Here is a 20,284-nt window from a genome sequence, read left to right as displayed (position 1 = left end):
TGTTCTCCTGCAGTTCGGTTAAGGTCACTTGTACTTGTCGGCGACTTTTTGGGCGGCCTGCTGGCCCTTGGCCAGCGCGTCAGCTACAGAGCCTTGGCCTGCGATGGCGGAGCTGACGCCTTGGGAGACGTTGGTGCCCAGGGCGGCGAACTCGGGAATGCCAACGAACTGGATTCCGACGGCGGGGCGTTCCTGGGCGCCGGGGTTCTTGGGGTCAGCGTTCTCAATCGCGAAGCGTTCAGCTTTGAAGAACGGCGCGGCCTTCTGGAACTCGGCGTTCTCGTAGGTGGAGGTGCGCTTGCCGGAGGGGACCTTGGCCCAGCCAAGCTTGGAGGCCACGAGTTCTTCGTACTTTTTCGAGCTGGCCCAGGCGATGAACTTCCCGGCGGCATCCTGCTTCTTCGAGGCGGCCTGCATGGCCCAGGACCACGTCCACAGCCAGCCCGAGGACTTCGTGCTCTTCACCGGAGCCTGGGCGTAGCCGATCTTGCCCTTCACCGGTGACGCCTCGGCTTCAAGTGCACCGGCGGCGGAGGTGGCGTCGTACCACATGGCCACCTTGCCCTGGCCCATGTTGTTCAGGCACTCGGTGAACCCGGCCTGCGCGGCACCGGCCTCGCCGTGCTCACGCACCAGCTTGGTGTAGAACTCGGTGGCTGCAGTGAATTCGGGGGCGTTGACCCTCGCGTTCCACTCCTTGTCGAACCAGGTGCCGCCGAAGGTGTTCACCACGGTGGTCAGTGGTGCAAAGACCTGGCCCCAGCCGGGCTGACCGCGCAGGCAGATGCCCTTCATGCCCGGGGCTGCGCCGTCCGCCTTCGCCGCTATGTCAGCCACCTCGTCCCAGGTGGGCTTCTCCGGCATGGTCAGGCCCTTGGCCGCCAGGATGTCTTTGCGGTACATCAGGAAGGAGGACTCGCCGTAGAAAGGTTCGCCGTAAAGCTTGCCGTCTCCGCCGGTGAGGGACGCGGTGTAGGCAGGCAGGATGTCCGCCTGATTGAACTCGGCATCCTTCGCGACGTCGTCCAGCGGGGCGAGCCAGCCGTTGGCGGCGAAGAACGGGATCTCGTAGTTGGAGAGGGACGCGACGTCATACTGACCGGCCTGGCTCGAGAACTCCTGGCTGATCTTGGCCCGGACGTCGTTCTCCGGAAGGATCGTGTAGTTGACCTTGATGCCGGTTTCCTTGGTGAAGTTATCAGCGGTAAGCCGCTGCAGGTCTTCCATCTGGGGGTTGTTCACCATCAACACGTTGATGCTGTTCGGGTCTCCAGCGGAATTGCCGCCACCGGCACCTGCACAGGCCGAGGCACTAAGCGCAATACACAGGGCTCCGGCGGACAGGACGGCAGCGCGCGTTTTCGGGCGCATAAAGGACTCCTTTGTTCTTCAAGGGTGCTCAGTCACCGCATTTCGACTGCTGTGTCAATGCCGGACCGTGGCGAGGCTAATACGACCGGGGATCCGGTGTGCCGCGCTGTTGTTCCTCAACATTAGGCCTGTGGGACAGGGCACAACTAGCGCCATGCTTGCCAATTTCTGATACTAATTTTCCGCGGCATTGACAGCACAAGGGCGCTAATCTAGGGGAAGACTCCCTAGGAGCTGTCCCTATTTCATAACCATCCAACACACGGAGCACCACTATGACTGCCGCGGACCCGAATGACGGAGCAACGGCGAGGCTGGCCGAACGCCTGCTGGGGATGCGTGCCAACCGGGAGGTCATCCCGCCCGACCCGAACCATTCGGTGCGGTGGCACGAGCACGACTACCCCAGCCCAGTGGCGCGGTGGAATTATCATCCCGAGTATGAGATCCACCTGATCCGGAAGGGCACCGGAAAGTTCATCGTCGGCGACCATATCGGCACGTTCGAGGCAGGCCACGTGTCCCTCGTCGGATCAGGGCTGCCGCACGACTGGGTGAGCGACCTGGAGCCCGGAGAAGTCCTCAAGCGGCGCGATGCCGTGATCCAGTTCGACGGAAAATGGGTCGAGCAAGCAACTTCCATTGTTCCGGAAATGGCCGAGGTCAAACCCCTGCTGGAACAGTCCGCCCGCGGGATCGAATTTGTGGGGCAGTCAGCCCAGTTGGCAGCTGCATCCATCGAGGCGATGGGCGCCTCCAACGGATTGGAACGGCTTCACCATCTTCTGGAACTCTTTGCCATTCTTGCCCGGGCACCGCAGGAAGAACGGCGCTACCTTGCCGAGGAATGGTTTAGACCGCAACTGGATGGACAGGCAGCCGCCGTGGTCGACATAGTGCTTGAGTACGTGTTCAGCAACCATGCCGGCAGCGTCAAGATGTCCGACGCTGCGGCCCTGGTGGGAATGACTGAACCGACGTTCTCGAAATACTTCAAACGCTCCACCGGCCAGAACTTCAGTGACCTGATCCGCAAACTCCGTCTGGCCCACGCGCGGCGTCTGCTGGAGCGCACCGACAAAGCCATCTCCGAAATCTGCTACGAAGTCGGTTTCTCGAACCTGTCCAATTTCAACCGACACTTTCTCAACGACGCCGGCGAAACTCCCCGGCTCTACCGGCAACGCGTACAGGGCTGACAACCTTGCTCGTTGCACTCAGCATCTTCCCAATCCCGCGAACACCCAAGGAGTTGAGCTTCTGGGCTAACAAACGGCCAGGCCCGTGTTCAGTATGCCGGCGTACTGAACAGAGGCCTTGGAATGCAGGACCTACCAGGACGGCAGCGTCGGCAGGGGGCCGTCAGCCTCGACGTTTTCGGCCACGCCGCGGGCCAGCCATTCGAGCAATCCCTCGCGGTCGGACGTGACGCGCAGGGCACCGTCCCCGATCACCCATTCGTCGCGTTCCTCCGTGACCAGGGTCATCCCAGGTGCCCCTTGGGCGCGCATCGTGCGCACGGCGGCCTCCAAGGCGTTAAGTACCGAGTCCGGGTCGGCCTCCTCTATGGTCCATGCGGTGTCGAGGTCGTGGTGGTGCACCACAATTTCGGCAATACGCAACGCCACGATGGACGTCGCAGGAATCTGCTTACCGTGCAGGTGCACCTCCTCAACCGCGAGCTGCCCTGCCAGCCGCTGGGCCTGCTTCGCGAAGAATGCAGCTGATTCGCGCAGCCGGCCAAGCAGTTCGGCTCGAGGCAACGTGGCGAGCTCGGATATCTCCTGGGCGCGCGCTTCCTTCGAGGCGTAGAGTTGCCGCTCCTCACCCGAGGTTGCCCAGTCAATGAGCTTGACCAAGGCCTGGCCGTTCGAGGCGATATGGGCGATGACATCTGCCCGGGTCCATCCCTCACACCGGGATGGTGCGGTCATTTCGTCGTCGGACAGCGATTCAACGGTGGCCAGGAACATATCGGTCTCCCGGCCGAGGCGGGACAGGTCCGAGTGCAGGCGTGCGGGATTGATCATGAATTCACCTTATCCACTGGCCCGGCCGCCAGCTGGCGGTCCGTGCCCCTGATTCATATTTAAGTCGTACCGATTCATACCGCTGGTAGTGGCCGGTGGCCGGACGATGGAGACGGAACAGCCCCGCCGCGGCACGGAAAACCGTGCCGGCGGCGGGGCAACCAGCCCTTAGATGCGCTTGACTCCAACCGTGTGGCCAGCAGGTCCTACTTTTTCCTAGATATGCCTAGCCGCATCTGATTGATATCTGCAAAGTATGGGTTGTCCCCCAGCGAAAACCCGGGTATTTACCGCATATGGCGGACGTCACACCCCTGAGACACTGGACCAGGCCCGGGGATACAGGTTCACCCCACGGCACTACTTCCATGCTCCGTCAGAGAGGACAGGCATATGGCTCAGCCCCAAACCGTCATCGCCGAAGACCCGCGCAAAGAGGCGCGCACGGCAAACTGGGTGGCCTTCGTCATCTGCGCCGCACTTTTGTTCGATGGCTACGACCTCGTCGTATACGGCACCGTTCTGCCAGGACTGCTTGCCGACCCAAGTCAGCTTGGCGCCTTCGATGCCGCCGCAGCTGGCCTCTTGGGCTCGTGGGCGCTTGTGGGTGTGTTGGTCGGGTCGCTGATCTGCGGCGTGGTCGGCGACTTTTTCGGCCGCCGCCGACTCATGCTCCTGGGCATCGCTTGGTTCTCGGCAGGCATGTTCATCACGGCCCTGACCACTACCGTCACAGCCTTCGGCGCCATGCGGCTCATCACCGGCGTGGGCCTCGGCATCGTCATTGCTACCGCAGGCGCCACCATGGCTGAATTTGCGCCGGCCGGCCGGCGTCAGTTCTACAACGCGATCGTCTACTCCGGTGTCCCCGCCGGCGGCGTGTTCGCCTCCGTCATGGGCATTATGCTCCTCAATAACATTGGATGGCGCGGACTCTTCATGATCGGCGCCCTCCCCCTCGTCCTGCTCCTGCCCATCGCTTGGTTCAAGCTCCCAGAGTCCCCGCGCTGGCTGCTGGCCCGCGGCCGTGAGGAGGAGGCCCAGGCTGCTGCGCAGCGGACCGGCGTTTCGCTCATTGAAGAACAGGTCATTCGGCAGATAGGCGCCGCCCCGCAGAAGACGGGCTTCGCGGCTGTGTTCTCCAAACAGTTCGCCGTGGCTTCTGTTCTTCTGGGTTTGATGTCTTTCTCGGGCCTGCTGCTGACCTACGGCTTGAACACGTGGCTGCCGAAAATCATGGAGGGATACGGCTACGGGCGAACGTACGCCCTGTTCTTCCCCTTGGCGTTGAACCTCGGCGCTGTGGCGGGAGGTTTGCTGCTCTCGCGCTTCGCTGACAAGGCGGGCCCTCAGCGGGTCATTGCGGGCACCTTCGTGCTGGCCACTATCACCCTGGTGCTTATGACTTTCGGCTTCCCTCTGCCGGTGTTGTTCCTGTGCATCGCCATCGCCGGAGTGGGCACCCTCGGCACCCAGGTGCTGGTTTACGGGTTCCAGTCCAACTACTTCACCACCAACGCCAGGGCGGCCGGGGTGGCCTGGTGTGCGAGTGTGGGCCGCCTGGGCGGTATTTTGGGCCCAATCATCGGCGGCTGGTTGGCTGCTGCAGGGATCGGCGGGGCTACCGCGTTCTATATCTATGGCGGCGTCGCGCTCCTGGGTGCGATCGTGACGGTTTTGGTCCCCCACCAGCCCAAGCTGGAAGAAGCGGAGCACAGGGCCGAGGAGATCACGGAGCACTTCGTGGAAGAGGCGCTGACCACCACTCCTCCGGTCCGCCTCTGACCCGGGCCGGCCGGCCGTCGCCCACATAAGCCAGATCCATGGCCAAGGTGCCGAGGACGTGGCTGGGCAGTCGGCCGGCTGCTGCCGGTCAGATGTGAACCGCTCGGCCTCATTATTAGGTCTTATGCTTTTATTAGTAGATCGCTTTATAGTTACTCTGTGAATCAATGGTGTTCGGCGTCGGACCGGAGGCGCCAAACGGAGGGACGGCTACACTATGGAGATTAGGCAGCTCAACTACTTCATTGCCGTTGCGGAGGAACGCCACTTCGGCCGTGCCGCCAAGCGCCTGCACATGGCCCAACCCCCCTTGTCCCAGCAGATCCGCCAGCTGGAAGAGCAGCTGGGGGTGCGGCTGCTGAATCGCACTACCCGAAGGGTGGAACTCACGGCCGCCGGACAGGAATTGCTGGACCGGGGGCGGCAGATCGTCAACGCGGTCGGCACGCTCCGCGCCGATGTCTACCAGGTTGGGCAGGGCGCGGCCGGTGTGCTGCGTGTGGGCTTCTCCGGCTCGGCTACATACGGGGTTATGCCCCCGATCGTCCGACGCGCCAAGCAGGTACTCCCGGGGCTGTCGCTGAATCTGCACGGTGAGATGCTTACCCCGGCCATGGAGGCAGGGCTGCGGGATGGCACCCTCGACGCGGCGCTGCTGCGCCCGCCCATCGCTTCCCAGGAGATCGATTACCGAATCGTGACGCGCGAGCCGCTGATCGTGGCATTACCTTCGTTCAGCGCTCTGGCCGTGGACCGACCGGTCGCCGTGCACGAACTTCAAGACCAGGAATTTATCTCGTATCCACCGGAGTCGGTGCTTTACCGGACCACTGCAGCCATCTGCCGCAAGGCCGGTTTTCAGCCACGCATCACCCAAGTGATCAGTGAGACCTCCACGATGCTCTCGTTTGTCGCCGCTGGTGGTGGTATCGCCATCATTCCAGCAAGCATCCGCGCCCTCCAGCTTGAGGGCGTGGTCTATCGCGATATAGAACAGGCCCCTGAGGTGGAGCTGGCCGTTGCTTGGCGGCGTGAGGACCGGTCAGCGCTACTCCAAAGTTTTCTCGACGTTGTGGGCACTGCAACTAAAGGGCTTCCTAATCGCGCCCCCACGGCTCCTGGATCCCTGTGACGTTGGGGCGCCCCTATGGCAGGTGGACCGCGCGTCAGTCCGAGAGGCGAAACCGCGCCGCCAGTTCGCTGCGTGAGCGGATCCCCAGCTTCCCGTAGATACGGGTCAGGTGATACTGCACGGTTTTCTCGGCCAGAAACAGTGCACGGGCCGCCTCCTTGTTGGTGGACCCGGCTGCTACGAGCTCGGCCACTGACTGCTCCTGGGCGGTGAGCTGGACCTGTGGTTGAGTCACGGCAGCCAGCACGTCAGATGGGTCGGGCAGATTGCCCACGTCCAGGCCTGTCGCCTTCAGCTCCCGATCGCATCTTTCCACATACGTGGCCGCGCCCAGAGAATCATAGAGATCCCTGGCCACCCGCAGCACTGAGGATGCCAAACGCCTTTTGCCGGCCCGCCGCATGCTCTGCCCGAAGGCAAAGCTCACCCGGGCGCGCAGGTATGGCCGGTTAAGCCCGCGCAGATGCCCCAGCGCCGTTTCGAAGTGCTCCTTGGCGCTATCGGGATCCCCTTGGGCGGCTACGAGCCGGCCCCGTGCCCACGCCATCCTCGCTAGATCGGATGGTACTGCCCGCTCCCGCCGGACGTGCTCGAAGGCGGTGAGGAAGGAGTCGGCCACATCAAGCTGATCGGTCATGACAAGGGCATTAACATAGGTGTCCTGCCATGGCCAGAACGACACTCTGTTCTCTGTCCAGGGGTCCAGCTCCGTCAGGGGCTGCAACACGGCCAAAGCGCTTTCGTAGTCCGCCCGTGCCTCATGGAAACGCGCCCGGGCCAGGCTGGCCGGGACCTGCATGGCCCGATAAGTGCCCGGCTGCACGGCTGCCTGGGAGACATAGTACCGCGCCCGGTCCCAATCCCCGCGCATGGACCAGAGCTCAGCAGCGGTCCAGTACAACAACGGCCGGATCAGTGGCATGCGCGAGGTCTCGAGCCGGACGGACGCACGGGCAACTGTGGCCGCGGCTGCGTCCCAGTTCCCGAGCACGAGGTGGGTACGGGCCAACCACGCCTCGGCCCATAGGGAGATCCGCAATGATCCGCCCCGGAACTCAGTGGGGGCCGCGGCTTCGAAATTTACAAGCGCCGTCTCGGCGTCGTCCAGCCGCAGGGCCAGCCACCCCGCACCTATCTGCAAGCGCTGCTTCTGGGCATTCTCGGACGCGTGTTCGAAGGCCCGGCGATAGGAGGCTTCGGCTTCAGACAACCTGCCCTGGGCATAAAGACCAAGCCCATAGATGGCTTCAGATTCGATGTGGGCCGGGGTACCCGGCTTTGTCAGGGACATGGCCTGCTCCGCCCAACGGGTGATGAGGGGGCCATCCCAGGAGGCCACCCCATGCAGAACCAAGCGTTGGGCCACCTGCGCAGCGGCCACCGGGTCGTGCTGCGGGTTGCTTGTTCGCCAGGCCATCTCCAACTGGGTTTGGGCGCTGTGGTTTTGTCCCGACGCCGTGGAGAGGTAGCCAAGCACGGAGGAACGCAGCGGCGAGGGTGCCATGGCGTCGACGGCCGCGGCCCACATCTGTGCGTGGGCGATGTTGCCGGAGCCTACAAGGGCGTCCACTGCCCTGAGGAGGCGATCGTTGCCGGCGCGGATATCCCTTGAGAGCCTGGAGGCGGAAAACAGTGCGGTCGAGACATCCTGCCAGGCACCCACTAGAGCCTGTTGACGGGCGTACTCCTCTAGCTCCGCAGCCAATGCCTCGTCGGCGCCGGGGGTCGCGGACACCCGGTGACCCAGGCGATCGCCCTCGATCTGCACGGCTTCCGCGGCCCTACGGTGTAGCCATATGCGCCGGCCGGGTGCAGTCTGCTCGTAGACGGACTCAGCCGTTCCCGCTTCAAAGAAAGTCACCACCGAGCGGGCCTGTTCTACCGACAGGCCCAGCAGTCCGGCCCTGTGGCCCTCGTCGAGGGCATCCATCACAGACGCGACTCCACTGACGTGGGCAACCTCCTCTATCCCGGCGCTACGTCCAAGCACGGACGCGGCCTCCGCCACAGCCACCAGATCGGGAGAAGCGGCCATGAGGAGACTGCGCACCCTGGCCCGAACCCGCGAGCTCGGGGGCAGGGATGAAAACCATGTCTGCCAAGTCTCCGGAGGAAGCTCGCCCAGGAGTTCCACAATCGGCTCGGGCCAACCACCTGTGTGCCGTACGATCTCGTGGGCGGCCGTCGCGTTCAAGTCGATACCGAACCAGCGCAGTGCGAGATCCTGGACCCGCTGCGGTGACAGTGGTTCCAGCGGAATACGGGAAACCTGATGTCCGGTGAGAAAGGCGAGGACGCCCGCCGGGACGAGCTGAGCTTGAGTGGGATCCAGAGTGACCAAGAACAGGATTCGCTTGCCGCGCAGCCGGCGCATGACGAATACGAGGACGTGCAGGGTTTCTGCGTCGAGGTGCTGGACGTCATCAACAGCAACCACCACGCTCCCGTGCAATTGAAGCCCCTCAAGGTGTGCGTTGAGAGTCGAGGCGTAGTTGGCGACTTGAGCAGCGTTGAGAGCACCGACAGGGTCCGCGGACCGGACATTGTCACGCCCATGGTCCTTTGCGGAGCGCAGCGGCGGAGTGACCATGAGCTGGGAGTAGCCCGCGAGTGGGAACTGCGCCTCCCACTCGTCTCCGGTAGCGGACAGCACCCGCACCCCACGCGCCACGGCGGTGCAGTGCTCCAGGAAAAGATCCAGCAAGGCTGTCTTACCGGATCCCTGCGGGCCGCTGAGCACTACCGTTCGCACGCTGCCCTTACGCACCGTGCGCAGCGTTTCCAGCAACTCCTCGAAGACATCAGCCCGGCCGAGCAGCGCCAGGTCCTCCTCGGTGTCGCCGTGGTGGGGGCCCGGGGTCATGCTGGCAAGCATACTGGAGCGCACCCTGCGGCCACGCCAGCGAGTTTCCGTCACAGCGCGCTCAGCCCAGGTCCCCGCCTGCCACAGGGAGAATGCTGCCGGTGACATAGGACGCTTCGTCGGAGGCCATGAACACGATCGGCGCAGCCTGTTCGTCCAGCGTGCCGTAGCGCTTCATGAACGAGGAATCTACGGTCTGGTCCACGATGGTCTGGTACCACGCCTTTTCGGTTGATGACTGCGCTTCCGGTCCGCGCTTGACCTTCCTAGGCGGAGCTTCCGTGCCACCGGGTGCCGTAGCGACAACGCGGATACCTCGCTCGGCAACCTCCATGGCCAAGGACTGGGTCAGGGCATTGACACCACCCTTCGCCGCGGCGTAGGGAACGCGGTGCATTCCGCGGGTAGCAACCGAGGAGACGTTGACGATGGTGCCTGACCCCTGCTCGAGCATTGCAGGGAGTACGGCTCGACAGGCCCACAGTGTTGGGAAGAGTGAACGGCGGATCTCCCTCTCGATTTTCTCCTCGTCATACTCTTCGTAGGGGCGGGCCCAGATGGTTCCCCCCACGTTGTTGACGAGTACATCAACCCTTCCGTGAAGGGCCAGGGCCGCGGTCACCGCTTGTTCTGCTCCGGCAAAGCTTTCCAGGTCCGCAGTCACGGAGTTTGCGGATCCTCCGGAGCCGGACGTCAGCGCGGCCTCCTGGATCCCCTGGGCCACCTCCTGCACGATGTCGGCACGGTCCACGAGGAAGACCGCGCCCCCTTCAGCACCGATCCGCTCCGCTACCTTCTGCCCGATACCCTGGGCCGCACCCGTCACCACCGCTACCTTGCCTGCAAAGCGCCCGGGCGTGACGAACTGTCCGACGTACGCCGGCGCCATCAGAGACCTTTATCATTGGCGTCGATCGCCCCGGCCATGGTGCCCTTGGCGTCGCGGCTGTGAGCAGTGATGACTTCCCGGGCACGTTCCTTATCTTTGCGCTCGAACGCGTCGACGACGTCACGGTGGTCCTGGGCGACCCGATCGAAGATCTCGGTGCCCTCGGCGAATGTCGCTGCCATCTGGGCGTGGACGTCGAGCCGTCGATACAACTCAAGCAGCATGGGGTTATCGCAGATCGTGAAGAGGTACTCGTGGAACTCTTCGTTGGTCCTCACGTATTCTTCGGGGTCGAGGACCCTGCCCTTGCCCACGGCGCGTGTGGTCGCTTCCGCGAGACGGCGGAACTGGTTCAGTTGCTCATTGCTGAGGCGGCCCAGCATCAGTTCGGTGACCGCAAGTTCAAGTCCCATCCGGGCATCCAGGTGGGCGTAACTGTCCTCCTTACGGAACTCGAGACGGCCGGTTTCCAGGGAAGAAATTGCTTGGACGCGGCTGATCGTGTCCCCTTCGGTCTCCAGCTTCTCCGCAGGAGCGGGCGCGCCGGTCTCGGCGTCTCCGCCTGTGGCCTCCTTGGGGGCGAAACGCTCGAAGTAGAAGTTAGCTGGCTGGATGTCCTCGGTGTCCAGCCACTTGGAGACGGCGTTGACCATGGGTGGCGGGCCGCACAGGTAGATATCGACGTCGCCGTCGTTGAGGTGAGACGGCTGGATGATCTGGGTGACGTAGCCCGTGTGGGGGGCGGAGGTATCCGACTCGGAGGCGATGTAGTCCCAAGTGAAGCCCGGCAACTTGGTTTCGTAGGCGCGGAGCCAGTCGAGGCCGACGATGTCGGCTTCGCGGGAGACGCCGTAGATCAGGTGCACCGGTGTGGCTGGCGGGTTCTCCGATAGCTTCTCCAGGATTGACAGGAGCGGGGCTAGTCCGGTGCCGCCTGCGAGCAGGAGCAGGGGGCGCTTTGGCTCGCGAAGGAAGAAGGAGCCGTAGGGGCCGGTGAACTCGATGGCGTCCCCGACCGCTGCCCGGTCACGCAGGTACTCCGACATTGCGCCCTGAGGGGTGATCCGCACCATGAAGGAGGCGTCCTCAACTTCGGGGCCGTTGCTGAAGGAGTACGAGCGCTCGGCATCGGTGCCCGGGACCTTGATGTTGACGTACTGGCCGGGCAGGAACGCCAGGGCCTCCCGGTTCTGCACCTCCAAGGCGAAGGAGATGGTGGACTCCGAGTGTTTTTCGAGCTCTTTCAGGGTGGAGGTGAACGTAGCGGCGGAGGTCTTCGCGGATTCCGAAGTAGCCGGGATTTGGATGGCGAGGTCCGATTCCGGGACGGCCTGGCAGGTGAGCAGGTAGCCCTTCTCGAGTTCCTCCTCGGTCATGGCGTCGTCGATGTAGTCTCCGGGGTCGAAGGAGCCGGAGTCGCAGAACGCCTTGCACGTGCCGCAGGCGCCGTCACGGCAGTCTGACGGGATGTTGATCCGCGCCTTGTATGCAGCGTCCATGACGGTCTCGTAGTCGCCGACCTTGATGACCTTGGTGACGCCATCCTCGAAGCTGAGGGCTACCTTATGGCCCATGATTTCCTCCTGGCTGGGGGTCGCGTCCTCACGATCCCCGAAAGTTGGTGCTGTTGTCTCGTATGAGGTGATGTTCGGCAGGATGCTCCTGGCCGCAACCGTCCCGGTCGGGCCCGGACGGCGCCGGGTACCGTCAGATCATGTAGACATCCACCACGTGGTGGATGTAATCGTTCTTCAATACAACCTTCTTCTTCAGGATCACCGGCTGCTCGCCGGAGAGATCGATGGTGTAGAAGCTCGTGCCGAAATATGTGTCCGTGGTGTTGTAGCGGAAGTACAAGGTGAACCAGTTGAAGCGGACCTTCACCTGGTCGCCGTCGTGCTCCAGGATCTCCACGTCCGTGATGTTGTGCCCGGTGCGGGGCTCCGGCAGGGAAGTGGCGGAGGACCGGTCCGTCTTGATTCGGAACACCCGGTCCTCGATGCCGCCACGGTTGTCGTAATAGATCAGCGAGATCTCGTTCTGGGGGTCCTCAGTGAGCCGGTCGTCGACGTCCCACGCCGGCATCCAGTACTCGGAGTCCGGGTGGTAGCACTGGAGCCACTCGTCGAACTGGCGGTCATCCAGCAGGCGGGCCTCCCTATAAAGAAAGGCACGCACGGTTTCGAGGGTCGCGATCTCCTCGGCGCTCTTGAGCGCAGTCAGGGGGTTAAGCAGGTTGGCCATTGGTGTTCAGCACTCTCTTCGTGGGTTCGAGGTATCGGTCAGGCAGTGACCGGCACGGTTTCCTGGGCGGAGGGTTCCGCGTCGGCGAGGGCCTTGTCCATTACTTCCTTCCAGTACCCGTGCTGGATCGGGTAAAGCCCCTCGTCCTCGGTGCGCATGCCAGAGGCGATCACCCGGGACATGCCCAGTGCCTTGGCCTGCTCGTCAGGACCCGCGATCTCGTGAGTAGAGCCGCGCGTCATATCGTTCCACGGCGCCGCTGTGGCCCAGTAGGTCTTGTTGCAGGAGCGGAACTCTTCGAGGTCGTCCGGCGTGGCCATGCCGGTGGCGTTGAAGAAATCCTCGTACTGGCGGATGCGCTTGGACCGGTTCTCTTGCGACTCGCCCTTTGGTGCTATGCAGTAGATCGTGACTTCGGTCTGGTCCGCAGAGATAGGGCGGAAGTGGCGGATCTGCGAGGAGAACTGGTCCATGATGTAGACGTTCGGGTACAGGCAGAGGTTGCGCGAGATGTTGATCATGAAGTTTGCCATCTCCTCGCCGTACTTCTGGACGAGCTCGTCGCGGCGGTCCCACAGGGGACGGTCCTGGGCGTTGGTCCACTCCTGCCACAGCAGCAGGTGCCCGTGGTCGTAGGAATAGAAGCCGCCCTTGACCTTCCCCCATTTGCCGGCGTCCATGGCCTTGGTCGTGTTGGCGGAGTCACCGGCACTTCGGCGGGCGGTGGTTGCGGCGTAGTTCCAATGGACGGCGGTGACGTGGTAGCCGTCGGCGCCGTTTTCTGCCTGGACCTTCCAGTTGCCGTCGTAGGTGTACGTTGACGACCCGCGCAGGACCTCGAGTCCCTCCGGGGACTGGTCCACAATCGAATCGATGACCTTGGTAGCGTCTCCCAGGTGTTCCTCGAGTGGGAGAACGTCAGCGTTCAAGGAGCCGAACAGGAAGCCGCGGTAGGAGTCGAAGCGGGCCACCTTGGTGAGGTCGTGCGAGCCCTCTTTGTTGAAGGTTTCCGGGTATCCAGCGTTGCGGGAGTCCTTGACCTTCAGCAGTTCCCCAGAGTTCTTGAAGGTCCAGCCGTGGAAAGGGCAGGTGAACGTGGTCCTGTTATCGGTCTTGCGTCGGCAGAGCATCGCGCCTCGGTGCGAGCAGGCATTGACGATGCAGTTGATCTTCTCGTCCTTATCCCGGGTGATGACGACGGGAGTCCGCCCGATGTAGGTGGTGAAGTAGTCGCCCACGTTGGGGATCTGGGACTCGTGGGCGAGGTAGACCCAGTTGCCCTCGAAGATGTGCTTCATCTCCAGTTCGAAGATCTCTTCGTCCGTGAAGATCGCGCGCTTTGCCCGGATGACGCCGTTCTCACGATCGTCGATCACGGCGTCGGCAAGGACCTCACGGACACGGGTCAGGTTCTCGGTCATGACGTGCTCCTTCTTCGGAGATTGAGGCGGGCGAACGGCGGCCGTGGCGACCATGTTTCAGCCCATCGTGGGAAAAGGTATGTGAGCCATTCTGGTGCAGCGTGACAGCTCTCACATCAGGCAAACCCCTAGGGTCCACCAAGGGTGTTTTTATGTACGTTTGGCTACCTAGAGCCCGCCTAATCGATACTTGTTTCGTCCTTATCCTGCGCCTAACCTGAGATGGACGTCACGTGAAGTCGCTGGCCCAGTGGGCCTACCCTGCGCCCGGCGCGTCACGGCCGGATAGGAGCCTTTCCTGTCCCGGATACAAGATGAGTGGAGATCACCATGACTGAGATTCAGGCGGACACCCGCAAAGAAAATGAGGGTACTGCCGTAGAGGCCGGCTCAAAGGCCACCGAGCGCTTCACCGCCTCCGGCAAGATCGCTGGGCTGGGCGTACCCAAGGAGCGCGTGAGCCTGCTCGCCGGCGCCCTGATCAAGGCTGCCAACGACATCGTCGTCGAGCACCAAGTCACCTATGAGGAGTACAACGCTCTGAAGGCGTGGCTGATCAAGGTCGGCACTGATGGCGAGTGGCCCCTGTTCCTCGACGTGTGGCTCGAACACACGGTGGAAGATGTCAACTCCCAGGACCGCCCCGGCACCAGGGGCACCATCGAGGGACCTTACTACGTCCCGAACTCCCCAGTGCTTGAATCCCCCGCTACCGTGGAAATGCGTGAGGACGAGGAGGGCACTCCTCTGCGCTTCAGCGGTCACTTCACCGACACTGACGGCAACCCGATCCAGGGTGCACAGCTGGAGATCTGGCATGCAGACGCGACTGGGTTCTACTCCCAGTACGCCCCGGGCCTACCGGAGTGGCTCTTCCGCGCAACCGTTAAAGCCGACGACGATGGCCAATTCGTGCTCCACACAATGCGCCCGGCCCCGTACCAGATCCCTACGGACGGTGCCTGCGGACAGCTGATCAGTGCGGCAGGGTGGCACGCGTGGCGCCCGGCCCACATCCACATCAAGGTCTCCGCCCCGGGATATCAGCCCGTGACCCAGCAGCTCTACTTCCCCGGTGACCCGCACAACGCCGATGACATCGCTTCTGCGGTCAAGCCCGAACTGATGCTCGATCCCAAGCCACGCACGGATGGTGGGGCCGGCGAAGAAGCCGTATACGACTACGTTCTGGCCAAAGAGGGTCAGTCCAAGTAGCGGACTCCCCCGCATGCCTTGGCCAGGGCGGCCACGGCCAATGAAGCGTCCCAGAGCAAAAGCTCTGGGCGCTTCACACCTCTTCCGCCAACACGCTCGCCTCGTCTGACCCGAAAGGAACCGCGCCGTTGAAAATCGAACGGATTGAAGTGATTCCCTACTCCATCCCGTACACGCATCCGCTGAGATTTGCCAGCGGCGAGGTGGCAAATGCTGACCACGTTCTTGTGCGCCTCTACACCGACGACGGCGTAGTGGGAGTTGCAGACGCCCCTCCCCGGCCTTACACGTACGGCGAGACCCAGGAGTCCATCGGAACGATCATCGAGAAGACTTTTGCCCCGCAGCTGATCGGCCTCGAGATATTAGACCGCGAGCAGATCCATGCGGTACTGCGCCGCACCATTCACAATCAGGTAGCGAAGGGCGCCGTCGACATTGCGGTGTGGGACGCGATCGGCAAGACGCTCGGCACTCCGGTGCACAAGCTACTGGGTGGGTATACCGACCGGATGCGGGTCAGCCACATGCTCGGCTTCCAGCCCGCGCAGGAACTCCTCGACGAGGCCCTGCGCTTCGGCGAGGAATACGGCATCACCACCTTCAAGCTGAAGGTGGGCCGTCGGCCGCTGTCCTTGGATGTGGAGGCCTGCCACGTGCTGCGCGAGGGACTGGGCGAAGACGTGGAGCTTTACCTTGACGCAAACCGCGGGTGGACGGCGAATGAGGCCCTTGAGGTACTTCGGCGCACCGAGGGGTTGGGACTCACCCTGCTCGAGGAGCCGTGCGACGCCAAGGAAGCAATGAGCCGCCGCCGTCTGGTCGACAAGTCGCCAATCCCGGTGGTGGGCGATGAATCCGTCCCCACGGTCGGGGACGCGTCCCGGGAACTGCTTTCCGGCGGCTGCAATGCCATCTGTATCAAGACCGCGCGCTCCGGCTTCACCGAAGCCACCGAGATACTGGGGCTGTGCACCGGGCTCGGCGTGGATGTGACCATGGGCAACCAGATCGACACCCAGGTCGGCTCGCTGGCGACCGTCACCTTCGGCGCCGCCCACGAGGCCACCAGCCGCCGGGCAGGGGAACTGTCAAACTACCTCGACATGGCCGACGACCTGCTGGCTGATCCGCTCCGGATAATCGACGGCACGATTGCCGTGCGCGATCTACCCGGGGTCGGAGCAGAAATCGACGAGGACAAACTCGCGACCTACCGTCTGTCCTAGCCCCCGACCACCCAGGAGAAGAAAAGATGTTGTTTTTGGCCCGCATGGACGTGCAATTCCCAGCGCACCTCTCCACGGAGGACATCACCCGCATGCAGGGTCTGGAGAAGGAGTATTCCCAGGCCCTGCAACAGGATGGCCGCCTTACGTCCATCTGGCGAGTGGTCGGCGAGTACGCGAACTATTCGGTGTTCGACGTCGGATCCAACGACGAGCTGCACCATGTCCTCAGTGGCTTCCCCATGTACCCCCACATGAAGATCAAGGTCACACCGCTAGCCAAGCATCCCAACTCCATCCGCTGATGGGTCGAGGCGGAAGCTGCAGGGTCTAGTGATACTAGACCCTGCAGTCCGCGGCCCGGTGAAAACGCACCAGAACTCCCTCCGGCTTCCAGATGCCGTGCCGTCCGCGACTTGAAGGATTGCTCGTTGCCTACATCGGTCCGCGAAGGAGACCCCACTCCCTCATGAGTGGTCATGCCTTCCCCGTCCGTCATCGCTCAGGAGCCATCATGCCCCACCCCTCTAGGGCCCCGTCCACGACTACCAAAAGAGGACCAGGCCCGAAACCTGGAGGGCAACCCCTCTTCGAGCGGCCCAGGGTCCGCCCGGCTGGAGTGCGTGACGTCCTGCGGGACATCGGCCCGCACTACGCGTCGAACGGGATCGTCGGATTGGCCTTCTCCGCCTCCGGGCCGATCGCAGTCACCCTTGCGGTCGGGTCGCTCGGCGGACTGACGCAGGCCCAGCTCGCGTCGTGGGTCTTCGCCATTTTCCTCTCGGCCGGATCAGCGACCCTGGTCATGTCACTGATGTACCGACAGCCGTTGGGCTTCGCCTGGTCGATCCCGGGGACCGTACTGCTGGGGCCGTCCCTGCAGCACCTGTCTTTCCCGGAGGTGGTCGGGGCGTTTTTCTCTGCCGGGGTGCTGATTTTAGCCCTTGGTGCCACCGGAGTAGTGCGTCCAATAATGGCCGCGATTCCCGTGCCGATTGTCATGGCAATGGTTGCAGGCGTGTTCCTCCGGTTTGGTACGGACATCGTCTCCTCCACCCGGACTGACCCCGCAGTGGCGGCACCGATGGTGGTGGCGTTCCTCCTGCTCGCCGCCGTACCCGCCTTGGGCAGGTATCTCCCTCCGGTGCTCGGCACACTTGCGGTGGGAGTCGTCGCCGTAGCACTCAGCGGCCGTTTCCTCGTCGAGGACGGCGGACCGATCCTCGCCGCCCCCCTGTTCACCGCCCCCGAGTTCACTTGGGCCGCCCAATTGGAACTGGTGATACCCTTGGCGCTCACGGTGCTGGTGGTGCAGAACGGGCAGGGAGCGGCCGTGCTCCGGACCGCAGGCCACCGCCCTCCGATCAACGTCTTCGCGATGAGCTCGGGAGTGTTCTCCCTGCTCAATGCCGCATTCGGCGCCGTCTCGGCCTGTGTCACCGGCCCCACCAACGCATTGCTGACCTCCTCTGGCCAGAAACAGCGCCAGTACACCGCCGCTGTGGTCTACGGCCTACTGTCTCTGGTCTGCGCCCTGCTGGCCCCCACGCTCACCCGCTTCATGCTAGCCACTCCCGAAGCCTTCATTCTGGCCCTAGGGGGCCTCGCAATGCTGCGAGCCCTCCAACAGGCCTTCGTTACCGCATTCTCCACGAACTTCACCCTCGGAGCCTTGGTGACGTTCGTCGTCACGACCTCTGGTCTGGACCTCTTCAACATCCATGCCGCGTTCTGGGGCGTGGTCATCGGCTACGGCATATCGCGCCTCCTCGAGCGCCAGGACCACGCTAGGACTTGACGCCGCCCTGCCCCGCGCAGCGCCCCTCGGTCCATCACCCGACCCCCCCCCCCCCGTGGTCGCCCCTGTGTTCCAGCCAGACGGCCCGCTTGACGCATGCACGACTGGCAATGGCGGGAAGTCCTTCTCCCCCATCCCGACCAGTCATGTCGCCCACGGCCCGAACGACCATGAGGCAGAAACGGGCCCGGACCCGCCGTCAAACCCTAGAAAGGAGCCAAGGGGCCACACAGCGGCCACCTACGAAAAAGGACCCTCTTTTTTGCCACGCAGCCCACCGTGCCGGTCGCCAAAGTCCGGTTCTTACCAACAGAATGTGGAATCCACGCCCACCACTGTGGACTTGACCGGGTGCCCCGAGGAATAGGACTAGAGCTGTTCTTTGGCCAGGGCTTGGGTTTTAGCCGGCGTCTCACGGCCCAGACGCTGGTCGAGGGTCACGCGCAGCCGGGCGGCCGCTGCCTGCACCCGGTGGTCAGCCGCGACTGCTAGGAGTCCCCGCCGGGCCGTGTCGCCCAGCCCCGGCCGGGCGGCGGGAACCAGGCAGCATCCCGAGGCGGCGGTAAAGGAATCCGGTGTAGATTTCCTTGGCGGTTGGCAGCAGGATGAACTGGGCGCAAACGACCATGGGCACCCGGACCAGTGGGCGAGGATCATGCCGGGGTCGATGCGGTGGGCCCGGTTGAGTTGGTGCTGGACGAGCCCCTCGAGCCACTGGACCAGCGGGTAATGGGCGGTCAGCAGGCGCCGGAGGCGTCCGCCCTGCCCCAGCGCCGGGCCTGGTTCACCGGCAGCCTCGCCTTCGCCATCTACCCTGCCGAGCGGGTCGAATGACCGTCCTGCTGCGCAGGGGCCGACGTCCTGCGGAGCTAGCCAACTCGGCGATAGCGGATGTGGGTGGTCAGCGGTGAGTGAAGCACCTCGGCGGGTTTAAAGCCGAAGGATTCAACCCCGTCGAAGATGCGTTCGCCCGAACCGAGCAGGACAGGTGCGATGTCGAGGGTGAGTTCATCGATCACACCGGCGATCAGTGCCTGGCGGACGGTCGAGGCCCCACCGGCGATGTCCACGCCATTGTCCCCGGCGGCCTGGCACGCTGCCGAGTAGGCTGCGCCGAAGCCCTCGGTGACGAAATGGAAGGTCGTCCCGCCGTCCATCTGGATCGGGTCATGTCCGTGATGGGTCAGCACGAACACCGGCGCGTGGTACGGCGGTTCGGGGCCCCACCACCCGGACCATTCCTCATCCCAGTCCCCGCGGATCGGGCCGAACATGTTCCGACCCATCACATAGGCGCCCCGCGGGCGCATGAGCCACTCGTTCGCGAGCTTGTCGGCATCGTTGGCTCGGGGGTCGCCGATGTGCCAGCCGTGCAGCTCCCGCCCCCGCTTGCCCAGGGGGTCCTCGCGGCTCTGGTCCGGCCCGGCGACGAAGCCGTCCAGCGAGATCGACATGTGGCAGGTGGTGTCTGGCACCGCGAACCTCCTCAGTGATTGCGAGTTGCATGCCGTCGTGTGGGGATTCTGGGGATTATAGCACGTGATGGCATCCCCCGGGCGTACGGCCGAGCCGCTGGCAGCCGCCTACGCCGCAGTTCTCGCCCTCAAGGGCCCGGGCGCCAAGGGCGGTCTGCCAGGCGGACAAGGCGTTGCGTCTTGCGAAAATTGCCAAAACGATTTGTCCTCAGCCGTAGCCGACTGCATGGGCGCCTGTCATCACGTCGTCGGGGGGGGGTCCAGAAGTGTCAAGCATCACTTAGAAGCCTGCGGCCGCCCTGTTCCTCGTCGGGAACCACGGCCCGGGCGCCGGGCTAGGTGGCGAAGCAGCTGACCAGGACGAAGTCCGCCTCGCGGAGCGATGCCGGGATGTCCGTAGCGCGGTGGAACCGAGGACGTCGACGGCCGCGTCCGGGCAGCCGGGGTGGCGCTGGATGCCGGATACCGGCATTGGCCGGCGGATGTCCGGAGAGAACTCGAGGACAGCTGGGAGTTCATGCTGGATCCGGCGAACTACGGCCGCTACGAGTCCTGGCAGGCAACAGTACATTCACTGCGTGCGGACGATGTCGTGGAGGCCGTCCGGATCGAAGGCTGACCATCTGTATGGCGAGGCTGAAGGGCGTGCATCACGGGCCCGGCCAGCAGAAGCAAAACCGCAAAACCTACCTCGATCTTCAGGAGCGCACTGATCTCAGCCGTGTTGGGTTGATGGGTTGCGTCTCGTCATATGCATCAGCATTTGATGCTGCCGGCGTGCTATCGACTTCCTGAGCGTCAACCACAGCACCCCGACCAATACAAGGCCGGC

The 20,284-nt window shown here is 63.6% G+C and carries 17 protein-coding genes; 9 read left to right on the top strand and 8 right to left on the bottom strand.

Annotation, left to right across the window (positions count from 1 at the left end; genetic code table 11):
* Positions 1–24: 24 nt before the first annotated feature.
* Complete coding sequence (locus tag QFZ33_RS13350) at positions 25–1,371, bottom strand: ABC transporter substrate-binding protein (RefSeq protein WP_307028160.1); 1,347 nt, start codon at positions 1,369–1,371, stop codon at positions 25–27.
* A gap of 275 nt (positions 1,372–1,646) precedes the next feature.
* On the opposite strand from QFZ33_RS13350, the gene QFZ33_RS13345 reads away from it, so the two are divergent.
* Entirely contained in the window at positions 1,647–2,570 is a 924-nt protein-coding gene (locus tag QFZ33_RS13345) for an AraC family transcriptional regulator (protein ID WP_307028159.1), read from the top strand.
* A 132-nt stretch (positions 2,571–2,702) separates the two neighbouring features.
* On the opposite strand, the gene QFZ33_RS13340 is transcribed toward QFZ33_RS13345, so the two are convergent.
* Complete coding sequence (locus QFZ33_RS13340; RefSeq protein WP_307028157.1) at positions 2,703–3,401, bottom strand: maleylpyruvate isomerase family mycothiol-dependent enzyme; 699 nt, start codon at positions 3,399–3,401, stop codon at positions 2,703–2,705.
* Between the two features lie 393 nt (positions 3,402–3,794).
* Between QFZ33_RS13340 and QFZ33_RS13335 the strand changes: the two genes are divergently transcribed.
* Together QFZ33_RS13335 and QFZ33_RS13330 are read left to right on the top strand one after the other, a co-directional pair.
* Positions 3,795–5,186: an MFS transporter gene (locus QFZ33_RS13335; protein WP_307028155.1), complete on the top strand. Its 1,392-nt coding sequence runs from the start codon at positions 3,795–3,797 to the stop codon at positions 5,184–5,186.
* Between the two features lie 217 nt (positions 5,187–5,403).
* Positions 5,404–6,318 (top strand): LysR substrate-binding domain-containing protein, encoded by a 915-nt coding sequence (locus tag QFZ33_RS13330; RefSeq protein ID WP_307028153.1) that lies wholly within the window; start codon positions 5,404–5,406, stop codon positions 6,316–6,318.
* Between the two features lie 34 nt (positions 6,319–6,352).
* Here QFZ33_RS13330 and QFZ33_RS13325 read toward each other — a convergent pair whose 3' ends face one another.
* The 5 genes from QFZ33_RS13325 to benA form a co-directional block, all read right to left on the bottom strand.
* The gene (locus QFZ33_RS13325) at positions 6,353–9,181 is read right to left on the bottom strand and encodes an AAA family ATPase (protein WP_307028151.1); all 2,829 of its coding nucleotides are present in this window, start codon (positions 9,179–9,181) and stop codon (positions 6,353–6,355) included.
* 61 nt (positions 9,182–9,242) lie between these two features.
* Positions 9,243–10,070: a benzoate diol dehydrogenase BenD gene (benD, locus tag QFZ33_RS13320; protein WP_307028149.1), complete on the bottom strand. Its 828-nt coding sequence runs from the start codon at positions 10,068–10,070 to the stop codon at positions 9,243–9,245.
* Positions 10,070–11,644: a benzoate 1,2-dioxygenase electron transfer component BenC gene (gene benC / locus QFZ33_RS13315; RefSeq protein WP_307028147.1), complete on the bottom strand. Its 1,575-nt coding sequence runs from the start codon at positions 11,642–11,644 to the stop codon at positions 10,070–10,072. Before benC ends, benD begins: the two co-directional genes overlap by 1 nt.
* 133 nt (positions 11,645–11,777) lie before the next feature.
* A complete protein-coding gene (gene benB, locus QFZ33_RS13310; RefSeq protein WP_214851838.1) occupies positions 11,778–12,314 on the bottom strand; it encodes a benzoate 1,2-dioxygenase small subunit in 537 nt (178 codons plus the stop codon).
* A 38-nt stretch (positions 12,315–12,352) separates the two neighbouring features.
* A complete protein-coding gene (gene benA / locus QFZ33_RS13305) occupies positions 12,353–13,735 on the bottom strand; it encodes a benzoate 1,2-dioxygenase large subunit (RefSeq protein ID WP_307028146.1) in 1,383 nt (460 codons plus the stop codon).
* 330 nt (positions 13,736–14,065) lie between these two features.
* Here benA and catA point away from each other — a divergent pair, with 330 nt between their 5' ends.
* The 5 genes from catA to QFZ33_RS13280 all read left to right on the top strand — a co-directional run bounded on the left by catA (position 14,066) and on the right by QFZ33_RS13280 (position 18,811).
* Positions 14,066–14,950, top strand: a complete 885-nt coding sequence (gene catA / locus QFZ33_RS13300) for a catechol 1,2-dioxygenase (RefSeq protein WP_307028145.1) — start codon at positions 14,066–14,068, stop codon at positions 14,948–14,950.
* A gap of 128 nt (positions 14,951–15,078) precedes the next feature.
* A complete protein-coding gene (locus QFZ33_RS13295) occupies positions 15,079–16,179 on the top strand; it encodes an enolase C-terminal domain-like protein (RefSeq protein WP_307028144.1) in 1,101 nt (366 codons plus the stop codon).
* 26 nt (positions 16,180–16,205) lie between these two features.
* The gene (catC, locus tag QFZ33_RS13290; protein WP_307028143.1) at positions 16,206–16,484 is read left to right on the top strand and encodes a muconolactone Delta-isomerase; all 279 of its coding nucleotides are present in this window, start codon (positions 16,206–16,208) and stop codon (positions 16,482–16,484) included.
* A gap of 314 nt (positions 16,485–16,798) precedes the next feature.
* Positions 16,799–17,977, top strand: coding sequence for a benzoate/H(+) symporter BenE family transporter (locus QFZ33_RS13285; protein ID WP_307028142.1), 1,179 nt, complete (start codon positions 16,799–16,801; stop codon positions 17,975–17,977).
* Positions 17,978–18,619: 642 nt separating this feature from the next.
* Entirely contained in the window at positions 18,620–18,811 is a 192-nt protein-coding gene (locus QFZ33_RS13280; protein ID WP_307028141.1) for a hypothetical protein, read from the top strand.
* Positions 18,812–18,846: 35 nt separating this feature from the next.
* Here the strand turns inward: QFZ33_RS13280 and QFZ33_RS13275 are convergent, their stop codons facing one another.
* The gene (locus QFZ33_RS13275) at positions 18,847–19,452 is read right to left on the bottom strand and encodes a dihydrofolate reductase family protein (RefSeq protein WP_307028140.1); all 606 of its coding nucleotides are present in this window, start codon (positions 19,450–19,452) and stop codon (positions 18,847–18,849) included.
* 445 nt (positions 19,453–19,897) lie between these two features.
* On the opposite strand from QFZ33_RS13275, the gene QFZ33_RS13270 reads away from it, so the two are divergent.
* A complete protein-coding gene (locus QFZ33_RS13270; protein WP_307028139.1) occupies positions 19,898–20,071 on the top strand; it encodes a hypothetical protein in 174 nt (57 codons plus the stop codon).
* Positions 20,072–20,284: the final 213 nt, after the last annotated feature.

It is taken from the genome of Arthrobacter globiformis (genome assembly GCF_030815865.1).
In the GTDB taxonomy this organism is placed as follows: Bacteria; Actinomycetota; Actinomycetes; order Actinomycetales; family Micrococcaceae; genus Arthrobacter; species Arthrobacter globiformis_B.
The sequence above is the reverse complement of the archived record's forward strand: the minus strand, read 5'-3'. Positions and strand labels throughout refer to the sequence as shown.

Excerpts from the sequence above, each read along its gene's own strand:
- QFZ33_RS13350 (WP_307028160.1), bottom strand. The coding sequence starts at position 1,371 with ATGCGCCCGAAAACGCGCGCTGCCGTCCTGTCCGCCGGAGCCCTGTGT.
- QFZ33_RS13345 (WP_307028159.1), top strand. The coding sequence starts at position 1,647 with ATGACTGCCGCGGACCCGAATGACGGAGCAACGGCGAGGCTGGCCGAA.
- QFZ33_RS13340 (WP_307028157.1), bottom strand. The coding sequence starts at position 3,401 with ATGATCAATCCCGCACGCCTGCACTCGGACCTGTCCCGCCTCGGCCGG.
- QFZ33_RS13335 (WP_307028155.1), top strand. The coding sequence starts at position 3,795 with ATGGCTCAGCCCCAAACCGTCATCGCCGAAGACCCGCGCAAAGAGGCG.
- QFZ33_RS13330 (WP_307028153.1), top strand. The coding sequence starts at position 5,404 with ATGGAGATTAGGCAGCTCAACTACTTCATTGCCGTTGCGGAGGAACGC.
- QFZ33_RS13325 (WP_307028151.1), bottom strand. The coding sequence starts at position 9,181 with ATGACCCCGGGCCCCCACCACGGCGACACCGAGGAGGACCTGGCGCTG.
- benD (WP_307028149.1), bottom strand. The coding sequence starts at position 10,070 with ATGGCGCCGGCGTACGTCGGACAGTTCGTCACGCCCGGGCGCTTTGCA.
- benC (WP_307028147.1), bottom strand. The coding sequence starts at position 11,644 with ATGGGCCATAAGGTAGCCCTCAGCTTCGAGGATGGCGTCACCAAGGTC.
- benB (WP_214851838.1), bottom strand. The coding sequence starts at position 12,314 with ATGGCCAACCTGCTTAACCCCCTGACTGCGCTCAAGAGCGCCGAGGAG.
- benA (WP_307028146.1), bottom strand. The coding sequence starts at position 13,735 with ATGACCGAGAACCTGACCCGTGTCCGTGAGGTCCTTGCCGACGCCGTG.
- catA (WP_307028145.1), top strand. The coding sequence starts at position 14,066 with ATGACTGAGATTCAGGCGGACACCCGCAAAGAAAATGAGGGTACTGCC.
- catC (WP_307028143.1), top strand. The coding sequence starts at position 16,206 with ATGTTGTTTTTGGCCCGCATGGACGTGCAATTCCCAGCGCACCTCTCC.